Raw genomic sequence first — 21415 nt, 5'->3', positions numbered from 1 at the left:
CGCCCGCTCCCGTTCCGCAGGCGACGGCCGGACCGGCAAGGGCCTGTTGAAGTCGCGCGCCGACAGCGGGCGCGCCTGTTCCGGTGTGGCTTTGACCGTCATCAGGTCACCCGCCCGAACCCCGCGCCGCTTCACACGGTGGACATCACGCCCGGTTTTCCCTGTCTCAGAACCCGCGACAGGCGCTCGACCAGCACGGCCGGCGGGGCGGGTTTGCGCACCAGGGCGAACGGGCCGCCCTGCTCAACCGCTTCCAGTCGGCCGGGTGCCGCGGAACCCGCATGCCCGGTGACCATCACCGCGGGCAGGCGGGGCAGCCGCCGTCGCGCCTCCTCCACCAGCCCGAGGCCATCCATCTCGCCTGGCATGGCGAGATCGGTGACGACCGCGTCCGGCCGCAGCCCGCCATCGAGCAGCGTCAGTGCCGCGGCGGCGTATCCCGCCTGCGACACCGCGAAGCCGCTTTCCGCCAACTCGGCCGCCATAACTTCGAGAATATCCGGGTTGTCCTCGACCACGAGTACTGTCGGCGTCTTCCCGGGCGCGACGGCTCCGTCGGATCCGTCCGGCGCATCCGGTTGCGGCGCGGGAACAGGAACGGCAGCCGCGGCGTATATTTGTGGCAGCCACAACGACACCGTCGTGCCATGGCCGGGTTCGCTCTTGATCGTCAGCGTGCCACCGGACTGCTCGGCGAAGCCGCGCGCCATGGAAAGACCGAGGCCGGTGCCCTTGCCCTTGGGCTTGGTGGTGAAGAACGGCTCGGTCACCCGCGCCAGCACCTCAGGAGGCATGCCTTCGCCATCGTCCGCGATCGACAGGCGCAGGTAGGCGCCGGGCACGAGTCCCGGAGGTGCCGCCTCACCCTCCGAGGAGAGGGTTTCCGCCCGCAGGGCCAGCGTGCCGCCGCGTGGCATGGCATCGCGGGCGTTGTTCGCCAGGTTGACCAGGACGGCTTCGAGCTGCCCGCGGTCGGCGGACACCATGGGAAGATCCGGTTCCGCCTCGATACGCAGGACGACGTCCGCCCCAAGTGTCGGCCGCAGCATCTCGGCGAGGCCATCGAGCATCGGCGCGGGCGCGACCGGCTCGGCATTCAGCTCGCCGCGGCGGGCGAAGGCCAGTAACCGCCCGGTCACCCGCGTGCCGCGCTCCGCCGCATCGGCAGCCTTGGCGAGGTGCTGCCGCACGCCGTCGTCATCCTCGCCGAGCCGCTTCTCCGCCAGCATCAGGCGGCCCTGGACGGCCTGGAGCACGTTGTTGAAGTCGTGCGCGATGCCGCCCGCGAGCCGCCCGAGCGCCTCCATCCGCGCCGCCTCGGCGAGGCGCAACTCGCTCTCGGCCAGCGCCCATGCCCGCCGCTCGGCCAGCTGCTCCAGCCGCAGGGCGTCGCCCGCCAGCACCGCCTCGGCCTGCTTGCGCGCGGTGATGTCGACCGAGGTGCCGACCAGGCCGATCACCTCGCCCGCGGCGTTGCGCAGAGGCGCCTTGGTCGAGAGCCAGACGGCGGGCGTGCCGTCGGCCAGGCTCACCTCCTCCTCGATCTGTTCGGCGGTCCCGTTCTCCATGATCCGGCGATCATTCGCCATCACCGCTGCCGCCTGCCGCTTGTCCTCGAGGAATTCGGCATCGGTCCGGCCAAGGAACTCCTCCGGCCGCCTGCCGATCAGCGCCGCTGTGCCCTCGTTGGCCAGCAGCAGACGACCCTCGCGGTCCTTGGCATAGACCACGCCCGGCACCGCCTCGGCGAAAGTCCTGAGCAGCGCGGTGGCGCGGTCGCGCTCGGCCTCCGTGGCGCGGCGCCGCTCGATGTCGAGCAGCACGCCGGGGAAGCGCAGCGGCGTACCGTCCGGGGCGTGGTCCACCCGCCCGTTCGCCTCGATCCAGCGGTAGACGCCGTCATGCTGGCGGACGCGGTACTCGCAGCGGTAGAGGCCGCCGCGCGCGATCGCCGCGGCAATGGCCTCATTCACCCGCGGCCTGTCCTCGGGATGGACCGAGGCTAACACCGCCTCGCTGCCGAGGCCGGTGCGGCAAAGCTTTGGATCCAGGCCGAAGGAGCGGGCGAAACGCTCGTCGGCGGTGATGTGGTTGGCCGGCAGCTCCCATACCCACGTGCCGATGATGGCACCCGCCGCGAGCGCGAGCTGCACGCGCTCGGCGGCCAGCTGCGCCTCCCGGCTGCTCGCCGCGAGCGCCGCCGCGGCCTCGCGGCGTCCGGTCACATCGAAATTGAGGCCGACCATGCCCGCGGCGCGCCCGTCCGGGCCGGGGACCCCATGACCGTGGGCGTCGATCCAGCGGACGGTCCCGCCGGGCAGAACCACGCGGAACTCGTGGCTGAACACGCCGTCGCCTTGATCCCGTGCAGCCCCGATCGCCTCCTGCAGGGCCGGCAGGTCGTCGGGATGCACCCGTGCCAGCGCCTCTTCGCCGGAGGGCTGGCCGATGCCCGGGTCGATCCCGAACAGTTCGAACTGGCGGGTGTCCCACTCCAGGCGGTCGGTCGCGAAGTCCCACGACCACAGCCCCATCCGTCCTGCCTGCAGGGCGAGTCGCAACCGCGCCTCGCTCTCCGCCAGTGCCGTTTCCGTCCGGCGCTGGGCTGTCACGTCGGTGACCGCCTCCAGAACCGCCGCCTGGCCCCGCGTGTCCGGCCGCAGCACCATGCGGGCGGCGACCACCAGGTCCTGCCCGTCGCGCGTGCGGTGGCGCAGATCGCCCGTCCACTCGCCGCCGCGGTCCAATGCCGCTTCGATGTCCACGAGCGGCACGGGGAAGCGGCTCCGCAGAAGGTCGTGGGTGGTGCGTCCGATCGCTTCCGTCGCGGTCCAGCCGTACAAACGCTCGCAACCGGCGGACCAGTGCCGGATGGTCCCGTCGGGATCGCGCGTCATGAAGGCGCCAAGGTCCACGGTCGCCAGCAGGTCGCGCTGCCGCGCCTCGCTCTCGCGCAGCGCGGCCTCGGCGGCACGCCGCTCCGTCACGTCCACGGTGATACCCACGGCGGCCACCGCGTTGCCCGCCCGGTCGCGGACAGGCGCGGTGTTGTTCAGGTAAAAGCGCCGTTCACCCGTGCCGAAGCGTTGGCATTCGACCAACTCATCGTGGACGATCTCGCCCTGCAGCACCGTGCGCGCCATCGCCCATTCATGCGCCTGGATGCGCGCACCCGTTTCGGGCCAGAAGCCCACCCAATCGCCATACTGCTCCGGGCCCGTCGTCTCCGGCGGAATGCCCCAGAGTTCCCGCAAGGCGGCGTTGTCGCGGATGATGCGGCCCCGGGTGTCCGCGATGAGGACGCCGACCGGAAGGGCGTCGAGCATGGCGACAAGCGTCGCCTCGTTTCCGGTCAATGCCGCCTCGGCCCGTCTGCGCGCCGTCACGTCCAGCAGGATGCCCGCGGTCCGGGCCGGCCGCCCGTCAGGGCCACGTTCGATCCGGCCGCGCATGACCAGCCAGCGTTCGCTCCCGTCGGAGACGGCGGCGGGCCGGAACTCCATCTCGTAAGGCAGGCCGTCCCCGACGGCGCGTGCCCAGTGCGCGACGGCACCCGGGCGGTCCGCGAGATGGACGTCCTCCAGCCAGTCCCCGGCTGTGAACTCCGAACGCTTTGCACCAAGCAATGCCACGGCCTCCGGTGACCACGAGCCTCGGCCTGATCCGAAATCCAGCTCCCAGGTGCCGACGCCCGCGCCTTCGGTCGCCAGCATGAGGCGCGCCTCGGTGCGACGAAGCGCCGCCTCCGCGGCCATGAAGCCGCGGCGGAGCTCCTCCAGCTCGCCGATCTCCGCAGGCACGAGCGCCGCAGCGGATGCAGCGGTCAGGCCCCCGGTGTCTCCGGACGCGGCGAGGGCGCGGGCATGGGCGCCGAGGCGACGGATCGGCCGCAGGATCCGCCGCGCCGCCAGCAGGGCGGCGAGGCCGCCGAGCAGGACCGCGGCGGCCCCGCCGACGCCGAGGCCAAGCAGGGGCTTCCTCCAGGCCGCCGTTAGGGACGCGGCCGGCTGGGCCACCAGCAGGGTCCAGCCGGGTGCCGACGGCACGGTCCGGAAGGCGAACACGCGTTCCACGCCGATGATCCCCGGTCCGCGGTACATGCCGAATTCCTGTCCGGCGAAGGAGCGCACGTTCTCACGGGGGATGGGTCGGCCGACGAAATCGTCGTGCAGGTGCGAGCGCGCCACGATCACGCCCTGGCTGTCCAGCAACACGGCGAAGGCATCCGCAGGCAAATGCTGCGCGGCCAGCAGGTCACGCAGCCGCTGCACCTCGAACGACACGCCCACCATCAGCACGACCCGGCCGCTGGCATCCCGGACAGGCACGGCGGCGGTGAAGACGAAACGGCGGGACAGGGAGCCGACCACGAGATCGCCCACGGCCGGGCGTCCGGTGGCGAACACCCGCTCAATCAGGTCAAGCGAGCTGATGCGGGGCATGGCCGCCCCGAGCGGCCGCTGCGTGCTCAGCAGGGGCATTCCGTCCCGCGCAGCGACGTAAACGGTGCCGCCGAGCCAATCCGCCACGCGGTGTGCGTGCGCGTCGAGCGCCGGGAGATCGGGCCGCGCGGGGTTCGGCCCGAAGGCGGGAGAAGACGCCAAGGCGGCCAGCGCGGCGATGTCCCCGGCGATTTCCCGGTCCACCGCGGATGCCAGGGCGCTGGCGGTGTCGCGCAGCCGTCCCTCCGCCGCGGTCCGGTAGCTCGCTGCCAGTTGCCAGGCAGCGACGCCGCCCACCGCAAGTGACGGGAGCAGCACGGCCACCACCAAGCCGACCAGCAGCGCGGCAAGGCTCCGGCCGCGGCGGCCGCCGACAGGAGCGGCACCGGACCCGCCTGCGACGGGCGGACGCCGACCCGCCGGGCAGCCCGTGCCGGCCGGATCCGGTTCAACCACCGGCAGACGGGGAAGCCGTCTGAAGCAGGATCCGGTCACGTGTTGAAATCCGATTCCCCGCGCCCCGGCTTTGCGGCCAGCATCTCTGCCAGGCATTCGGCCAGGCGGGCAGCGGCAATCGGTTTGTGCAGGACCGCGCATGGCCCGCCGGCCCCGGCTTGTCCCCCGGCAGCGGTGTCGACGTAGCCCGTCAGGACGAGCGCGGGCAGATCGGGCCGCCGCTCCTGCGCATGGCGGATGAGCTCCGCTCCATCCATGCCCGGCATCGACAGGTCGGTGACCAGCACGTCGACCGGTTCGCCCGCATCCAGCAGGGCAAGGGCCTCGGCACCGCTTTGCGCAAGCAGCACGGCGAGACCGGCATCCTCGAGACCGACGGCGAGGGTCTCGCGCACCATTTCCTCATCGTCCACGAGCAGGACACGCGTCGCCAGCTTCGCGGAGGTCACGCGCTCCCGGGCCGCGTGGTGCCTTCCGGCCATCCCGTTATCTCCGTCCGTCACCGGCAGCCAAAGTGTGACGGTGGTGCCGTGGCCAGGCGCGCTTTCGATGGCGAGGCCCCCGCCGCTTTGCTCGGCAAAGCCCTTCGCCATCGACAGGCCAAGGCCGGTTCCGGAGCCAAACGGCTTCGTCGTGAAGAAGGGTTCGGCGGCGCGCGCCAGCGTGGCCTCGTCCATGCCGGTGCCTCCGTCGCTGACGACGAAGCGGATGTAGCGGCCCGGTTTCAGCGGAGTCGGACGGGACCATTCAGCCTCCACCGTGTCCGTCACGGCGGCAAGGGTGAGCGCGCCGCCGTCCGGCATGGCGTCGCGGGCGTTGGCCGCAAGGTTGACCAACGCCGTCTGCAAGTCGGCTTTGTCGGCGGTCACGGCAGGAAGCAAGGGTTGGAGTTCGAGGCGCACTGCGACCCGGCCACCGAGCGTGTGCGCCAGGACATCGCGGATGGCATCCAGCATGGCGGCGGGTTCGATCTGTTCGGGGCAGAAGCTGCTGCGCTGCGCGAAAGACAGCAGGCGGTAGGTGATGTTGGATCCCCGCTCGGAGGACTTGAGGGCGATGCCCGCGAACTTCCGCACGCTGGCCGGGTCCGCCGCCCGGCTCTCGACCAGCCTGACGGCGCCCTGGACTGCTTGGAGGAGGTTGTTGAATTCGTGGGCCACACCTCCGGCGATCTGCCCGAGCGCCTGCATGTGCTGGGCGTGCTTGGCGCGCTCCTGAGCGGATTCGCGCGCCGCCACCTCCGCGCGCACCCGCTCCTCGAGGTGCCGGTTCAGCTCCGCCAGGGCAGCCTCGGCTTCGCGCTGCTCGGTGACATCGGTGTGCACGCCCACCCATTCGCGGATCGTGCCGTCCTCGCGCAGCGCCGGGATGGCGCGGATCGCGAAGCGTCGCCACACACCGTCATGCCGCCGGACCCGGTGCTCGAAGACGAAGGTCCTCCGCTCGGCCACGGACGCATTCCAGGCATCGACGGTCGGTTGGGCGTCCTCCGGATGCACGGCCTTCGCCCAGCCATAGCCCTGGTATTCTTCCAGGCTTTGCCCCGTCAACGCCGCCCAGCCCGGCTGCTCGCCCGCCATCTCACCCGCGGCGTTGTTGGTCCAGACAATCCCGCTCACGGCCCGCACGGCGGCGCGGAACCGCTCCTCACTCTCACGCAATGCCGCCGCCGCGACCTTCTGCCGGGTCAGGTCGCGCAGGACTGTGACACGCATCCGGCGGCCCTGGTAGGCAACGGTGCGACCGTTCGCCGTGAACGGGAATGTGCTTCCGTCCCGGCGCAACCCCACTGTTTCGTATGGTTCCGCATGTTGCGCTGTGACCTTGCCGAGCGCGTCGTCCCGGAGATCCGGGACGACCAGTTCGAACGGCGATCGGCCGATCACGTCCTCACGCGAGGCGAAGCCGAACATCCGCCAGTAAGCGTCATTGACCTCGACGATGCGCTCGCCGTCATGGAGCACCACGCCCTCTTGCGTGGCGGTCGCCAGAACCCGGTAGCGGGCCTCGCTCTCGGCGAGCGCCTCCTCGGCGCGCTTGCGCTGGGTGATGTCCTGCACCGTGCCGCGCAGTCCGACGACGCGCCCCCCGGGATCCCTGACGACCTCGCAGCGCATTGTGATCCAGATCGGCCTGCCACCACTGAATGCCTCGACATCAAGCTCGTACCCGACTCCCGTCTCGAGCGCCCTCTGGACAGCGTCGTTGAGCCTCACCCAACTGTCGGCAGGGTAGAGCTGTCCCCGCTGCTCATGGAACGCGGGCATATCCTCGGTGGCCGGATCGAGGCCGTAGATGCGGAGCAACTCGTCCGATCCTGTCGTGGCGTCCGTCGCCGCGTCCCAGTGCCAGCTGCCGATATGGGCGACCCGCTGCGCCTCGCGGAGCTCGGCGTCCCGCTTCGCGCGCGCCGCCTCCGCTTGACCCCGCTCGCGCAGGGCGCCGAAGAGTGAGGCGGCCGTGGCGTCGGCCTCCCGCAGCCCAAGGGAGGGGGGAGCCTGAACGGACGTGCCTTCCAACCCTGCGAGATTCGCCAGGGCACGTATCGGACCGGCGATCCGGGCCGCGACCAGGCTGGCCAGGGCAAGGGCCGCGAGCAGCGCGAGGGCGGAGATGGCAAGGGTGATGCCGAGCGTCCGCCAGAGCGGCGCGTAGAACTCGGCAACGGGAATGCCGACGCCGACGCACCAGCCGGAAGGGCCGGGGCGGCTCCAGGCCGTCAGCACCGACGTGCCCTCGAGCGTCGTCACTTCCGCAATGCCTTCATCGCGTGAGAACAGCAGCGGCCGGAAGGACGCGGACGTAGGTGTGCCCACGAAGCGCTCCGGGCTGTGCGTGCGCGCGACGATGGTGCCCTTTCGGTCCAGCACTGCGGCCACCCAGCCGGGCGGCAGGTGCTGCCGCCGGACTGCCTCGTCGAAAGGGCGAAGCGGCAGGTCCGTCGACAGGACGACGCTGACGCTGCCGTCGGCGCGCCTGATGGGCACGTCGACCGCGACGGTGGGACGGTGCAGCACGGCCCCGAAAAACGCGTCAGAGACCGAAGGCTTGCCGGTGGCGAACACGCGCCGCACGCTCTCCGCGTCCGGCCGCACGGGAAGCGGCGCGCCGGGTGGAACCGCAAGGTTCATCACCTGCTGACCGTCCTCCCGCAGGAGCGTGATGTTTGCCCCGGGGTCCAGGCGCGCGCGGACCGCTTCCGCCTGGGCGCGGAACGCGCCCAGATCGCCAGCGGCCAGATGGGATGACTCGGCGAGCACCTCCGTCGCAGCGATGTGGGCGCGGAGTTCGCCCTCGACGGCGAGCGCGATGCCCCGGGCCATGGACTGCGCCTGCTGCGCGGCCTGCTTTCGGTTGGTTATGTACCCGGCAAGGACCACGCCAGCCACGAGCAACACCAGCGGCAGCACCGCGGCGGCGACCAGCTGAAAAAGACGCGCACGCAGCGCAGGCGGTGCACCTTTCATCGGTATCCCCCGGCTTCACCAGCGCCAGCGCAGCATTTCGGTCGGAAATGAACCTAAGGCGGTGATTAAGCCAATGAATCGAGTTCCGCCGCACCTTCTCTACAAGCCATTCAGCCTTTTCCGATCCACGGTCAAACTGAATTGATCTAAATCATTATTATGTAAGAAAATTTTACTGTTGTATGTTTATGCGATGCTGGAAATTTCTTGCAGTTAATTGAAAATTATTTTAGTCATTGCTGGAAATATTTTAGTCTGCAATCTTCGCTGGCTCATGAGGGCACAGGATGGCCCGCGACGGCATCATCCAGCATCCCCTGCCCGAGAGCGCCGGTAGACGTTATTCCCCCTCCCGACTGTTCGGCGAATCTCCCTGACCATCGGCAGTTGCAAACCCGTTCCCTGAACGCCCCCCACGTGACGCCCGGCCTCGGGGCGCCTGGCAAGGACGGTGCCGCTGCCATCCGTGATGAAGGCCACGGCCCTTTCCGGCAGCGGCAGGCTGCCCAGCCGATCCTGAAGCCATTTGAGATCTGGGACGACATTGATGACGCCAGTCACCTGTCCGTCGGGGTTGCGATAGCGGGAGCGAAATGAACGCTCGGACGTCCCGATCCGCGGCCGACGGCATAGTGACCCACAACGACGAGGGCCGGGAGCAAGGCAAAGGAGGTGGTGGGTAATAGGCGGCCCACGAGGCTGCGCACGAAGGTTGTTCCCCACCCGGCAAGGCGTCGTGCTCGCCGAGCAATGAATTCACATTACCGTGACATTTAACACAAAGATGGGTGACTTAAAACGAGCCAATTGCGAGAATATCTTGGTATGGTTTTGCGCTTATGTGTCGTGGATGAGTAAGGCCCGATTAGGTTGGTAGTTCTTGCGAACTTACATTCAATAAAAACCAGATGCAAACATCCGGCAGGCATTTTTCAATCCAACAATTCTTTGCTTGGTTTCTGATAACCAAAAATCGGAAGAATGCGGTTGTGATGTTCCCGCCTGCCGTGAAGGGGAACCACCACCCCGCACCGTTGCCCGGAGATCCGAGTGACTGAAAGCCCGACGCCCCGCCATCCCACAGCTCCGTCCTCGCACGGCACGAAGTCGCAAATCACCACTCCCGACCCGTTTTCGGACCGCAGGACCGCCATCCTGGTAGCCGGTGCGGTCTGCCTGGCAATGGCAGTGATGGGCGCGGCGGTGTTCGGCGCTTACAAACTCGTCACGGACAGAGAGCATGGTGCCGCCGCGGCTGCCGCCTGGGTTGAACACACCTACGAGGTCATCAGAGTCGTTGACGGCATCCTGACGGGTGCGGAGGACGTCAAGACGGGGCAGCGCGGCTTCCTGCTGACGGGAGAGGCCGAGTATCTCGAACCCTACCAGGAAGGCTCCGAAACGATCTGGCGGCACTTGGCCAAGGCCCAGGATCTCACTGCCGACAACCCGCGTCAGCAGGACCGCCTGCGGATCCTGGAGGGCCTTCTCCGGGCCAGGGGGGCGGTAAGTGCCAAGACGATCGAGCTGGCTCAGAGCGGCGACAGACAAGCTGCCTTGGACACTGTTTGGTCGCGCCAGGAAAAGCACCTCATGGATGCGGCCCGGCGGACCGCCGCGGAAATGGTCGCCGAGGAACAGTCGCTGCTCGAGGCGGGGCGCGCCGAGCGGCAGCGGCTCCAGGGCGGGTCGGTGCAGGTTCTTGCCGGGCTGCTTCTTGCCGCAGGCTTCGGCATCACGCTGGCTGTGGCCGTGTTTGCCCGGTCGTTCGCCGCCTCGACGATCGCGAGGCGCGCTGCGACCGCGGCGGCCGAGCGCCAGCGCCTGCTGGACATGATGGACATTGCCGCCATCATGGTGCGGGATCTCGACGGCGCCATACGCTTCTGGTCGGAGGGATGCCGCCGCCTCTATGGCTGGACGGCCGAGGAAGCGTTGGGACAATCGGCGCATGACCTCCTCCGAACAGCCTTCCCGGTGCCGCTGTCCGACATCGAGGCCACGCTGCTGCGCGACGGCGAATGGACCGGCGATGTGCGCCAGCGCAGCCGGGACGGCAGCGAAGTGGTCGTGGCCACCCGGAAGGTCCTGCGCCGCTTCCCAGACGGGGAGGGTTTCGCCGTCATGGAGAATATGACGGACGTGACCAGGCTGCGCGAAGCGGAATCAAGGATGCGCAACCTACTGGACATGATGGACCTTGCTGCCGTCATGGTGCGCGATCCGGACGGCACCATCCGCTTCTGGTCGGAGGGCTGCCGCCGCCTCTATGGCTGGACCGCCAAGGAAGCGTTGGGGCAATCGGCGCATGACCTTCTCCGAACAGCCTTCTCGGTGCCGCTGGCCGACATTGAGGCCGCGCTGCTGCGCGACGGCGAATGGACCGGCGAACTGAGGCAAAACACCAAGGAGGGCACCGAAGTGGTTGTCTCCTCCCGCAAGGTGCTGCGCCGGGAGGCCGGGGAACACACCTTGGCGATCATGGAAAACGTGACCGACATCACCGCCCTACACCGCGTCGAGGCCACGCTGCGCGAGACCCAGGCGGAACTCCGCTCGGTCCTGGACACCGCCGCGGAAGGCATTGTCGTCGCCCATGCCGACGGCCGGATCGTCTCGGTCAACCGCGCCACGCTGCGCATGTTCGGCTACGATCGGCCGGAGGACCTCGTCGGCCGCGACCTCGGCGTGCTGATGCCCGCGGCCGAGGCGGCCCGGCACGGTGCCCACATCGCGGCCCACCGGGCCGGAGCACCACCACGCGTCATCGGCGTCCCCGGACGGGAGTTGATGGCCGTCCGCCGCGACGGCTCGGAATTCCCGATTGACCTGTCGGTCAGTTCGTTCGGCACGGGGGATAGACGGTGCCTCACCGGCATCATCCGCGACGCCACCGCCCGCAAGCAGGCCGAGGCGGCGGTGCGCGACAGCGAGGCCCGGCTGCGCCTGGTGCAACAGGTGGGCGGGATCGCCTTCACCGACCGCAGCTTCGCGGAGGACACGGTGCTCGTTTCCCCGGAGTTCGCCCGCCTCTACGGCCTGCCGCCTGGCCAGCCCCGCCTCCCGGCCACCGCGACCATCACCCTGGTGCATCCGGAGGACTGCGAGCGGATGAAAGCCGAGGCGGGTGACATCTATGCAAAGGGCGGTGCCTTCGCATCGGAGTTCCGCATCCGCCGTCCCGATGGGGCGGTGCACTGGGTGGCCATGCGCGCCGAAGTCTTCCTCGGGCCGGACGGCAGGCCGGAGCGTGCCATCAGCGCGCAGCAGGACATCACCGAGATCGTCGCCGCCCGGGAGGATCTCACTGCCCGCAAGGACGAGCTGGAGCGCTGCGTCGCCGAACGCACGGCGGCACTGGCCGCGGCGGAGGCGCGGTTCCGCGCCATCTTCGATTCACAATTCCAGTTCATCGGCTTGCTGTCATCCGACGGCACGCTGCTGGAAGCCAACCGCACGGCCTTGGAGGCGGGCGGCCTCGCGCGTGACGACACGGTCGGACGCCCCTTCTGGGAAACCGGCTGGTGGCCCGCAACCGAACGGGACCGGCTGCGCCGGGAGATTGCCGAAGCCGCCCGGGGTGCGGTCATCCGCCGCGAGGTCGAGGTGCTCGGCGCGGGGGGGCGCCGCATCCTGATCGATTTCTCCCTCAAGCCGGTGCGCGACGACGCGACGGGCGAGATCATGTGGATCATTCCCGAAGGCCGTGACATCACGGAGCAGCGCGACCTCTCCGGCCAGCTCGCGCAGGCGCAGAAAGTGCAGGCGCTCGGCCAGCTCGCGGGCGGCATCGCACACGACTTCAACAACATCCTGCAGGCGGTGTCGGGGGCGGCCACGCTCATCGAGCGGCGGCCGGAGGACCACGAGAAGACACGGCGTCTCGCGCGCGCCGCGATCGACGCCTCCGTCCGTGGTGTCTCCATCACCCAACGTCTGCTTTCCTTCGCGCGCCGGGGAGAGTTTCGGACCGAGGTGCTTGTTCCGGCCGAACTGCTCCACAATGTTCGCGAAGTGCTCGCCCACACGCTCGGCACCACAATCACGGTGCGCGACATGGTTGCGGGGTCCGTTCCTTCCCTCCTCGCCGACCGGGGGCAGCTCGAGACGGCGTTGGTCAACCTCGGCACCAACGCGCGTGACGCCATGCCCGACGGCGGCACGCTCACTCTCTCGGCTGAAGCCGAGCACGTCGGCGAAGGCGACCGCCATCCGGTCGGGCTCGCGCCGGGGGCCTATGTGCGGTTGAGCGTCACCGACACCGGAACGGGCATGGACGCGGCGACCATCGCCAAGGCGACGGATCCGTTCTTCACCACCAAGCCCCCCGGCCACGGCACCGGCCTGGGGCTGCCGATGGTGAAGGGCTTCGCCGAGCAATCCGGCGGCGCCATGTCGATCACCAGCACTCCTGGCTCAGGGACAGCAATCTCGTTGTGGCTGCGTCAGGCCACGGGCGACGCCGTATGGGTTCCAACCGATGAAGGCAATGGGTACCCGGCCCTCGACACGTCGGCCCGCATCCTTCTCATCGACGATGACGATCTGGTCCGGGAGACCCTGGCCGCGCAACTCGAGGACCTCGGCTTCGAGACGCTGACGGGTGCCAGCGGCGCCGAGGCCATCGCTTTGCTCGACGCGGGCGAAATCGTCGACGCCCTGGTGAGCGATCTCTCGATGCCTGACATGAACGGAGTGATGACCATCCAGCACGCCCGCGAGCGCAGGCCGAAAATGCCATGCTTTCTGCTGACCGGCTACGTCGGGGAACGGGCGGCCCTGTCCGGCAAGGGCGACTTCACGCTCGTCCGCAAGCCGGTGTCGGCCCAAGCCTTGGCCGCGCGCATCGAGGCCAGCCTCAAATCGGCGAAGCGGTGACCGCGGATGGCCCCAGCGACGGACATTTCGCCCAAGGCCGTGCCGGCGAACCAGGCACGCCGGTTGATTATTGAGCCGGCTTGGTGGTCTGGAACAAATCCGAGGAAAAAGGTATCCCATTCTTCTGGGATCGCGTCCACCCATCCAAGACCACCAGGCCGGCTCAATAAAAGCGCCGACTTGGTGGTCGGGTTCCGCCGTCTGGCCGATGCCGGCAGACGATGCTTCAAGTGCCGGGCGTCGTAGCCGCAGATTTCCCGATTTTCTCCGCCAGCCGGGAAGCGGGACTGATACCAATGCTCGTTGACCAGAACCGATCGATGCCTTGGGATGCGCTGCTCTCGACAGCAGCACTCCGGGGCATCGGTTCCGATCTCTGAGCATTGATATGACGTCGTCGCAGCACTTCTATCTTGTGGACGCGGGTGTCTCCCGGGTTGAATTGTGGGCGTTGCGCGACAGAAGGTCGGCATTGTGCGCCTGCTGCACGGCCTGACCAGCGAATTCAAGCGCCGCCGCATGGTTCCCCCGCACGCAACTCTCGGCGGCGAGACGATGAGCTCTGGCAGCATGCTCGTGAGTCTCGGCGGCAAGGGCATGGCCCATGTCGGCACGCCGAGGCATACCAATGGAAGACGTGCGACGGTTGTTCATTGCGGCATCCCAGTCAAAGGAAGCTTCGGCCTGCGGGCCCACTCCTGCCGAACTGAGAGTCGGCCGTCAATGTTCTGGCGCCGCCGCACCGGTGCCACATCGGCGCCCGGTTGGCGGATGCGGTCGCGGTCCGGGACCGTTCGGGGCGCGTTTTCCTTGATCGCCGGCAGGCCGCGTTGGCCCCCGACCTGCGGGGGGCGTATTTTCCTTGGCGATTGCGTTGCAGAAACGCTGCGGCGGATGGTGGGCATCAGTGCGGCAGGCAGCCGAACGGCGTGTGCAAAGGCGCATGATCCCGCCTGGACCGCAGATGGCGATGCTCCGCCACAAGACGCAATCTGTGCTGACTGGCAGAAGGCCGAATATAATCGAGTTTAAATTTAACAACATCCCGCTTATCAACCAATCTGCCCGCTATGCGTAGACGGTTCGACGAGTGAGGCGGGACGAACGTGCGGCGGCGCTGCATAGGGCGTCGACCATGCCGCGCATGTTGCGCCGACGATTGGCTGTCCAGCAGAAGGCCCCGAGATAGTCGGGCAGATGTTTGGGCGAGAACAATTTGAAGGTCGCCTTCAACGACGTGCTGAGATTGGAGATCAGCGTGTTGACGTTGAAGAATGGCGCACCGCGCTCGCGTTCGGGACGCTTGCCGCCTGTGACGGTGGCGACGTGGGTGCGCCCGCCCTCGCCAAAGGCGTGGAACGCCGGCATACCGTCGGTATAAACTTTCGCCCCGGCTGCGAGGTGGGTATCTCGGAAAGCTGCGGCCTCGGCGTTGGAGAAACCGCTGACCACTTGCATGGCGACAGCGCCCATACGGCCACTCGGATGACGCTCGGCTGCGGCGATGACGCGGGTCTTGCCGGCAGTGCCACTGCCCTCGTTACGTTCACCGCCGAGATAGACGTCATCGGCCTCCACGATTGGTGTCGATCTGCCTTCGATCGGCGCACTAAGCTGACAGCGATCACTCTCCTGCGTCATCGCGTGGCGAATGCGTTTGTGCAGGTACCACGCCGTCGGATAGCTGACGCCCAGTCGGCGCCCGAGTTCGACGGCGGAAATGCCCTGCTTGGTGCTGGTCATCAGGTGCATCGCGCGGAACCAGGCGGTGAACGGAAGCTTCGTGTCGGCCATGACGCTGCCAGAGGTGATCGACCAACGCATGTCACACCGCGTGCAGCAGACCCGCTCACCATAGACGTAGCTCTTCGGATTGTTGCAGCGTGGGCAAGGCATTCCTGCGTCCTGGCGTACTTTCACCCACGCCGTCAGACACTGCTCTTCCGTGCTATACAGCCGCTCGAACTCTGCATCCGTCAGCCCCTGCATGATCGCTCGCATCGGCCCCGCTCCTTTCCGCTGCAGGCGATTCTGCGCTCATGCCCGCCAGGGTACAAGAGCGGGCAGATTGGTTGATAAGCGGGCAACAACATGACGTCACTTTTGTCGCTGATTCCAAAATTGCAATGCCAAATTTATTAAAGAATGTTTTTAGTGGACTTTATTCACGCTGATGTGACATCGAGAGCTTCTCGGGAGAACCCGGGGATGCGGGCGCAGAGCCCGCGGCAACGCAAGGACCATGGCTGCAGAGAATCCGCATGATGCCATCCGGGGTGCCGCCTCGCCTGCTCAGGGCGTTCCTTGCCACAGGTCCTGCCCTGCTGGCTGGCTTTTTCGCCTTTGCACTCTGGGTCATGTGGGAGGCCCGCCAGGAAGCCTGGAACAAGGCGGCCTTGGCGGCTGCCAATCTGACGACCGTGGTGGAGCGGGACCTCTCCCGCAACATTGACGGTTTGGACCTTTCCCTGCAGGGGGCGATCAAGTCATTGTCGCTGCCCGGCATCGGGACCGCCGAACCTGGGCTGCGCCAGGCGGCGTTGTTCGACATCTCCACTACTGCCCACGACCTCGGCGCGGTCATGGTGATCGATGCCGCCGGCGACAGGATCTATGAGTCCGTCTCCGACATGCCGCGGGCGGGTAATGTCTCCGGGCGGGACTACTTCACGGTCCACCGTGACCGGGCCGACGCGGGACTCCATATCAGCCACCCGTTCCGCCGCATGCACGGCGGCGACTGGGCGATCGCGCTCAGCCGCCGGCTTCCGTCCCCGGACGGCGCCTTCGTCGGCATTGTCGCCGGAACGATGAGGCTGGCCAGCTTCAGCGAGTTGGTGCGGGGGCTCGACCTGGGTGACCGCGGCACACTGACACTCTTGCAGACGGACGGCACCATCGTCGCGCGCGCTCCGCCAAAGGATGAGAGTGTCATCGGCAAGACATTTCCCCACTCGGTGGTGCTCCGGCACTTCGCCGATGCTGACAGTGGCACCTTCGAAGAGACGTCGGTCGTCGACGGCGTCCGCCGGCTGTATGCGTATCGGAAGGTGGGCGACCACCCGCTCATCGTTGTCACGGCGACCGCGATGGACACGGTCTATGCCGAATGGCGCACCAAGGCGCTGCAGATCGCACTGATTGTCGTCGCACTCGGCGGGACGGGCATGATGCTGGTTGCGCTGCTGCGCCGCGAGGTGAGGCGGCGGTTGGAGGCGGAGCGTGCCGCGCGCGCCAGTGAGGCGCAGTACCGTGCGGTCGCAGATTACTCAAGCGACGCCATTCTCCGCACGGGCCTTGACGGCGTCCGCCGCTACCTGTCTCCCTCGACCGAGCACCTGGTCGGCTACCGCCCTGACGAACTGGTCGGCCGGCGCTGGACGGCCAACGTGCACCCGGATGACCGCCCCATCGTGGAACTGGTGCTCGCCCGCCTGCGCGGCGGAATCCCGCAAGTCACCGCCACATACCGGGTGCTGCACAAGGACGGGTCGGTCGTCTGGATCGAGTCCCAGAGCAGCCTCATCCGCAACCGCCCGGGCGGGGAGGCCGACGAAATCGTCACAATCGCGCGTGACGTCACCGCCCGCAAGCAGGCCGAGGACGCGCTCGCGGCCCTCACGGAGGAATTGGCGCAGCAGGCGACGACAGACGCGCTGACGGGCCTCGCCAACCGCCGCCAGTTCGATCGGTTGCTGGAGCAGGAGGTGCGGCGGATGCGGCGCGAAGCGCAACCTCTTTCGCTGCTCCTACTCGATGCCGACTGCTTCAAGCTCTACAATGACCGCTACGGCCATCCCATGGGCGACCAGGTGCTCCGCAACATCGCGGAAGCCATACGGTCGGTCATCAGGCGCCCCGGGGACGTCGGGGTCCGCCACGGCGGCGAGGAGTTCGCGGTCATCCTGCCGAACACGCCTTCCGAAGGTGCCGTCCGCGTCGCCGAGGCCATCCGGAAGGCTGTGGCGGCATGGAACATGCCGCATGAACGTGCACCGGCAGGGATCGTCACGGTCAGCGTCGGTGCCGTCTCGGTCCACCCTGGGCCTGACACGGCGGTGGCGTCGCTCCTCGCCGACGCCGACCGGGCCCTCTACGCAGCCAAGGCCGGCGGTCGGAACCGCACGGTGCACGCCGCGGTCGGCGGGGGCACTGAGGCGGTCCGGTGTTAGTGGAAGTCGGAGGTCCGGTTGTGCGGACCCTTGTCGCCGGGACGGCGTCGGGGGCAAGCCGCAGCCAGGAAGGGGTTCATCCCCAGCGTCCGCGACAGACGGCACGCCCTTCGGGGCGGAACCGGATGCCGCAAATGGCATTGTCAAGTTCGCGGCCTCTGGCCGGAACGATGCGGCTGAGGCATTCTGCCGAGATGACCTCCGAGCCCGCCACCTACCCGGGATACCGCTTCCCAGCCGAGATCATCAGATACGCGGTCTGGCTCTACCATGTCTTCGGCCTGAGCTTCCGAGAGGTGGAACTGATCCTCGCCGAGCGGGGCGTCACGGTCAGCCACGAGAGCATTCGACAGTGGTGCCACAAGTTCGGCGCCGACTTCGCCCGCAAGCTCCGGAGACGATGGCCAAAGCCGGGCGACATCTGGCACCTTGATGAGGTTTTCCTGCGGATCAACGGCGAGCTGCACTATCTCTGGCGCGCGGTGGACCAGCACGGTGTCGTACTCGACATCCTGGTGCAGGGCCGCCGGAATGCGGCCGCGGCGAAGCACTTCTTCAAGCGCCTGCTCGCTGGGCTGAGGTACAAACCGAAGCGCCTCATCACCGATGGCCTGCGCAGCTATGGCGCCGCGCACCGCGAGATCCTACCCGAGGTGAAACACCGGAGCAGCCGGTATCTGAACAACAGAGCGGAGAACTCACACCGGCCGACGCGATGTCGAGAGCGGCAGATGCAGCGGTTCAAGTCATCGAAGCAGGCTCAGCGTTTCTTGTCATCGCACGCCATGATCTACGGTCACTTCCGGCCGCGGCGCCATCTGATGACCGCCGCTCAATACCGGCGTGCGCGCGCCGAGGCCTTCCGGGTGTGGCGGCAGGAGACGTGCGTCCAGATCGCAGCGTGAACACGAGGAAAGTCGTGCGGCGCGACCAAGCGCGGCCATAGGCCGACAACTTGACAATGCCTGCTGTCCTGCACGGCGTTGCCGGCGATGCAGTTGGTATGACCAATGGGCCCCGCACCGGCCACGCCGCTTGAACAGTCGCTCGGCGCCGGCTTCGGCACGCTATGGAACGGCCACAACTGCCGACCAGAAGGCAGGTCAGCGCCGCGCGCGAAAGCGCTTCTGACAGATCGCGCAAACGGCAGTTGCCTTTGCGATCCCGCAGGCCATGTTGCACGGCATGTTCCTGGTCGACGAAGCCACCGCCGCCGCCATCCGCGAGGCGTATCAGACGTCCGGCGAGCTGGCCGCCGCCGTCGAGTTGCGCCGCCACTTCCCCGGCATCGAGAACATCGACCGGGCCCGGGAGTGCGCGCGGATGATTGCCAGTTGGGGGCCCCGGCCGCCAGATCCGGATCCACCCGCGAAGGCGCCTCGGGCGCGCCGGGGAAAGAATCGATCCAGCGATTAGACTCGGGTCAGTCCATGCGCTCGTAGACCAGATGCAGAGCGCCCTTTGCCTTGATCTCGCACTTGGCGAGCCAAAGCTTCAACTCGCCGGTGCCCTGCGGAAAGAGCGGAATTCCATCGCCCAGAATGACAGGGATTACGGCCATCTCGATCACGTCGATCTTGCCGATCGCGATCATGGACCGAACGACTTGGCCGCCGCCTTCGATCCAAACGTAACCATTGCGACCTGATCACCTGGCGCTGTCACGCGCGCGCGGCGAGACTGGCGGGGGCGCGGACGATGATTGGAGACGCAGCAGGTAGCGGAGTGCTGGCGCAGGCGCGCGGCTGCTGAGGTGAGGGTGCGGCGGTTGCGTACTCCGCACGCCCGGTGGTCAGCGGCCGTAGCGGGTGGGCGCCCAGAATTCGCGCATGGCGACGACGGCGGACGGGATGTTGCGATGGGCGTCGAAGCGGGCCAGTTCGGTCAGTGGTCCCGGAGGTGGGGCCCCCGGGACCGGGCGGCCGTCGGGGTCGGTGCAGTGGGCGAGGATAGGGATCAGCCAGAGATGGGCCTGCCGCCGTGCGGGCAGCAGGGGGCGCCAGTATTTCGGATTGAGCTGGATGGCGGCATGGAAGCCGCGGCACCAGGGCCCGACATCAACCGCACCCGATTCGCTCCGGTCGAACCGCGGCGTGAACTGGTCCGGCGTCTCGCTCAGCGTGGCGGCCAGCGCATTGTGGTATTTGGCGACAGCGGCGATGGCGGCGAACTCCGGCGTGTCGCCGTGGCAATACGCGTTCTTGCTGACGCCGAGCAGCGGGCAGATCCAGCCGAGCGGTTCATAGGTGACCGGGCCAACGACGATGGCGGTGAGAAAGCCGTCGAGCATGGCCAGGCCGTCGGCGATGGGGGTTCGCGGACGGGGGTGCGCAGCCAGCGGTCGAGTTCGTCGAGCGGCATGGGCGGACGAGCCACGCTGGCGGTGGCCGATGACGGCACCGGCTTGGTCGATCGGCGTGTCATGCTGCTTCCTGCAACGACTGAGGCATGCGGGCGGCCTTCCAGTTCCAGACCAGCAACTCGTGCAGTTGATGGCTCTTGGTGCGGCCAGAGACGATGCGCTCCAGCACGTCGGTCAGCCAGGTCAGCGGATCGACGTCGTTCAGCCGGCACGTATTCAGCAGCGATGTCAGGATCGCCCAGGTGCGTCCGCCGCGTTCCGATCCCGCAAAGAGCGAACTGTGCCGGCCCTGGCCGATGATCCGCATCGAACGTTCCACAGTATTACTGTCGGCTTCCACGCGGCCGTCTTCGAGAAACAACGTCAGGCCGTCCCAGTGCCTCAGCGTGTAGCGGATCGCCGCTGCCAGCGTCGATTTCACCGAGATTTCCGCGAGCAATTCGGTCAGCCGGCGCTTCAGCGCTGCCATCAGCGGCTTGCTCTCAGCTTGGCGCACCGCCAGTCGCTGGTCGGCCGTGCCGCCCCGAATGCGCTTCTCGATGGCATAGATCGCGGCGATCTCGACGAGGATCTCTGCGGCGGCTGTCGACTGCGTGGTCTTGTGCACGGCCACGAACTTCCGACGCGCGTGCGCGAGACAGAAGGCAAGCCGGATCTTGCCGCGCCGGGTGCGCTTCACCAACGCCTTGTAGGCGCCGTATCCGTCAACTTGCAGAATGCCGGTGAAGTCATCCCCGAGTTGGGTGGCGATCGCCTCGGTATCGCGGCCAGTGCTGAACACATAGGCCACGGCCGGCGGCGCGGGTCCCTGCCAGGGCCCGTCGTCCACCGCGTGCGCCCACAGCTGACACTTGCGCGTCCGGCGACGTCCTTTCTCGAGCACCGGCAATGGGGTTTCGTCACAAAAGACATGCTGGAAGCTGTGGATCGTCTTCAGCTGCAGGTCATACAAGCCCTCAAGCCACCAGGCGGCGCGATCGACCCAGTGCACCAGGGTCGAGCAATCGAGCGCGATCCCGTAGCCGGCGAGCATCCGGGTCTGTCGGTTGAGCGGCATGGCCCAGGCGAAACGGGAGACCACGACCCAGGAGACCAGGGCCGTGGAGGCCATGCCGGCGGTGATCAGCCGCGAGGGAGCCGGCGCCTGCACCACGGCGCTCTCGCAGGCACGGCAGCCATATTTCGGCCGCACCGTGCGCAGCACCCGCAGGATCGCCGGCACGATGTCGAGTTCCTCGGTCGCACATTCACCGATGCGGTGCATCCGGCCGCTGCAGCACGGGCAGCTGGTATTGTCCGGCTCGATCACCCGCTCACACCGTGGCAGGTGCGTGGGCAGGGCACCGATGTTGCGGCGTGCCGGTTTGTGCGAAGGTCTGGCCGGCGCCTTCGGCTTTGCCGTGCCAGCGTCGTTGGCCGGCGGTGGCGGTGGACTCGCGTCGGTGGCCAGGTCGCCGAGACCCAGCGTCATCTGCCCGTCCACGACGACCACCAACCGCTCGGATTTCGTGCCAAAATGCAGGGTGTTGATCGTCTTCAGCGCTGCGCGCAGCCGCTCGTTCTCCGCCGCGAGTTCCAGGGCCAGCGCGATAAGCTGGTCGGGATCGGTGGGGAGATCTTCGCGGCGCAGCGGCATAG

The 21415-nt window shown here is 67.8% G+C and carries 10 protein-coding genes; 4 read left to right on the top strand and 6 right to left on the bottom strand.

Annotated elements, in window-relative coordinates; translation table 11 throughout:
• Positions 1–131: 131 nt before the first annotated feature.
• A complete protein-coding gene (locus tag NBY65_RS31185) occupies positions 132–4760 on the bottom strand; it encodes a PAS domain-containing protein (RefSeq protein WP_162530853.1) in 4629 nt (1542 codons plus the stop codon).
• Between the two features lie 173 nt (positions 4761–4933).
• The gene (locus NBY65_RS31180; RefSeq protein ID WP_150045169.1) at positions 4934–8365 is read right to left on the bottom strand and encodes a PAS domain S-box protein; all 3432 of its coding nucleotides are present in this window, start codon (positions 8363–8365) and stop codon (positions 4934–4936) included.
• Between the two features lie 1191 nt (positions 8366–9556).
• Between NBY65_RS31180 and NBY65_RS31175 the strand changes: the two genes are divergently transcribed.
• Positions 9557–13243: a PAS domain S-box protein gene (locus NBY65_RS31175; protein ID WP_250266021.1), complete on the top strand. Its 3687-nt coding sequence runs from the start codon at positions 9557–9559 to the stop codon at positions 13241–13243.
• A gap of 1068 nt (positions 13244–14311) precedes the next feature.
• Here the strand turns inward: NBY65_RS31175 and NBY65_RS31170 are convergent.
• Positions 14312–15244, bottom strand: coding sequence for an IS1595 family transposase (locus tag NBY65_RS31170; RefSeq protein ID WP_239003152.1), 933 nt, complete (start codon positions 15242–15244; stop codon positions 14312–14314).
• Between the two features lie 260 nt (positions 15245–15504).
• On the opposite strand from NBY65_RS31170, the gene NBY65_RS31165 reads away from it, so the two are divergent.
• The 3 genes from NBY65_RS31165 to NBY65_RS31155 all read left to right on the top strand — a co-directional run bounded on the left by NBY65_RS31165 (position 15505) and on the right by NBY65_RS31155 (position 18831).
• Positions 15505–17415, top strand: a complete 1911-nt coding sequence (locus NBY65_RS31165; protein ID WP_150045171.1) for a sensor domain-containing diguanylate cyclase — start codon at positions 15505–15507, stop codon at positions 17413–17415.
• Positions 17416–17609: 194 nt separating this feature from the next.
• A complete protein-coding gene (locus NBY65_RS31160; RefSeq protein ID WP_250266019.1) occupies positions 17610–18320 on the top strand; it encodes an IS6 family transposase in 711 nt (236 codons plus the stop codon).
• Between the two features lie 280 nt (positions 18321–18600).
• A complete protein-coding gene (locus tag NBY65_RS31155; RefSeq protein WP_150045879.1) occupies positions 18601–18831 on the top strand; it encodes a hypothetical protein in 231 nt (76 codons plus the stop codon).
• A 7-nt stretch (positions 18832–18838) separates the two neighbouring features.
• Here NBY65_RS31155 and NBY65_RS31150 read toward each other — a convergent pair whose 3' ends face one another.
• The 3 genes from NBY65_RS31150 to tnpC form a co-directional block, all read right to left on the bottom strand.
• Positions 18839–19039: a dihydrofolate reductase family protein gene (locus NBY65_RS31150; RefSeq protein WP_275266353.1), complete on the bottom strand. Its 201-nt coding sequence runs from the start codon at positions 19037–19039 to the stop codon at positions 18839–18841.
• 168 nt (positions 19040–19207) lie between these two features.
• Positions 19208–19705 (bottom strand): UPF0149 family protein, encoded by a 498-nt coding sequence (locus tag NBY65_RS31145; RefSeq protein ID WP_250266018.1) that lies wholly within the window; start codon positions 19703–19705, stop codon positions 19208–19210.
• 130 nt (positions 19706–19835) lie between these two features.
• The gene (gene tnpC / locus NBY65_RS31140; protein ID WP_250266017.1) at positions 19836–21413 is read right to left on the bottom strand and encodes an IS66 family transposase; all 1578 of its coding nucleotides are present in this window, start codon (positions 21411–21413) and stop codon (positions 19836–19838) included.
• Positions 21414–21415 lie beyond the last annotated feature (2 nt).

It is taken from the genome of Rhodovastum atsumiense (assembly GCF_937425535.1).
Taxonomy (GTDB): domain Bacteria; phylum Pseudomonadota; class Alphaproteobacteria; order Acetobacterales; family Acetobacteraceae; genus Rhodovastum; species Rhodovastum atsumiense.
This window is presented reverse-complemented; position numbering and strand designations above follow the sequence as displayed.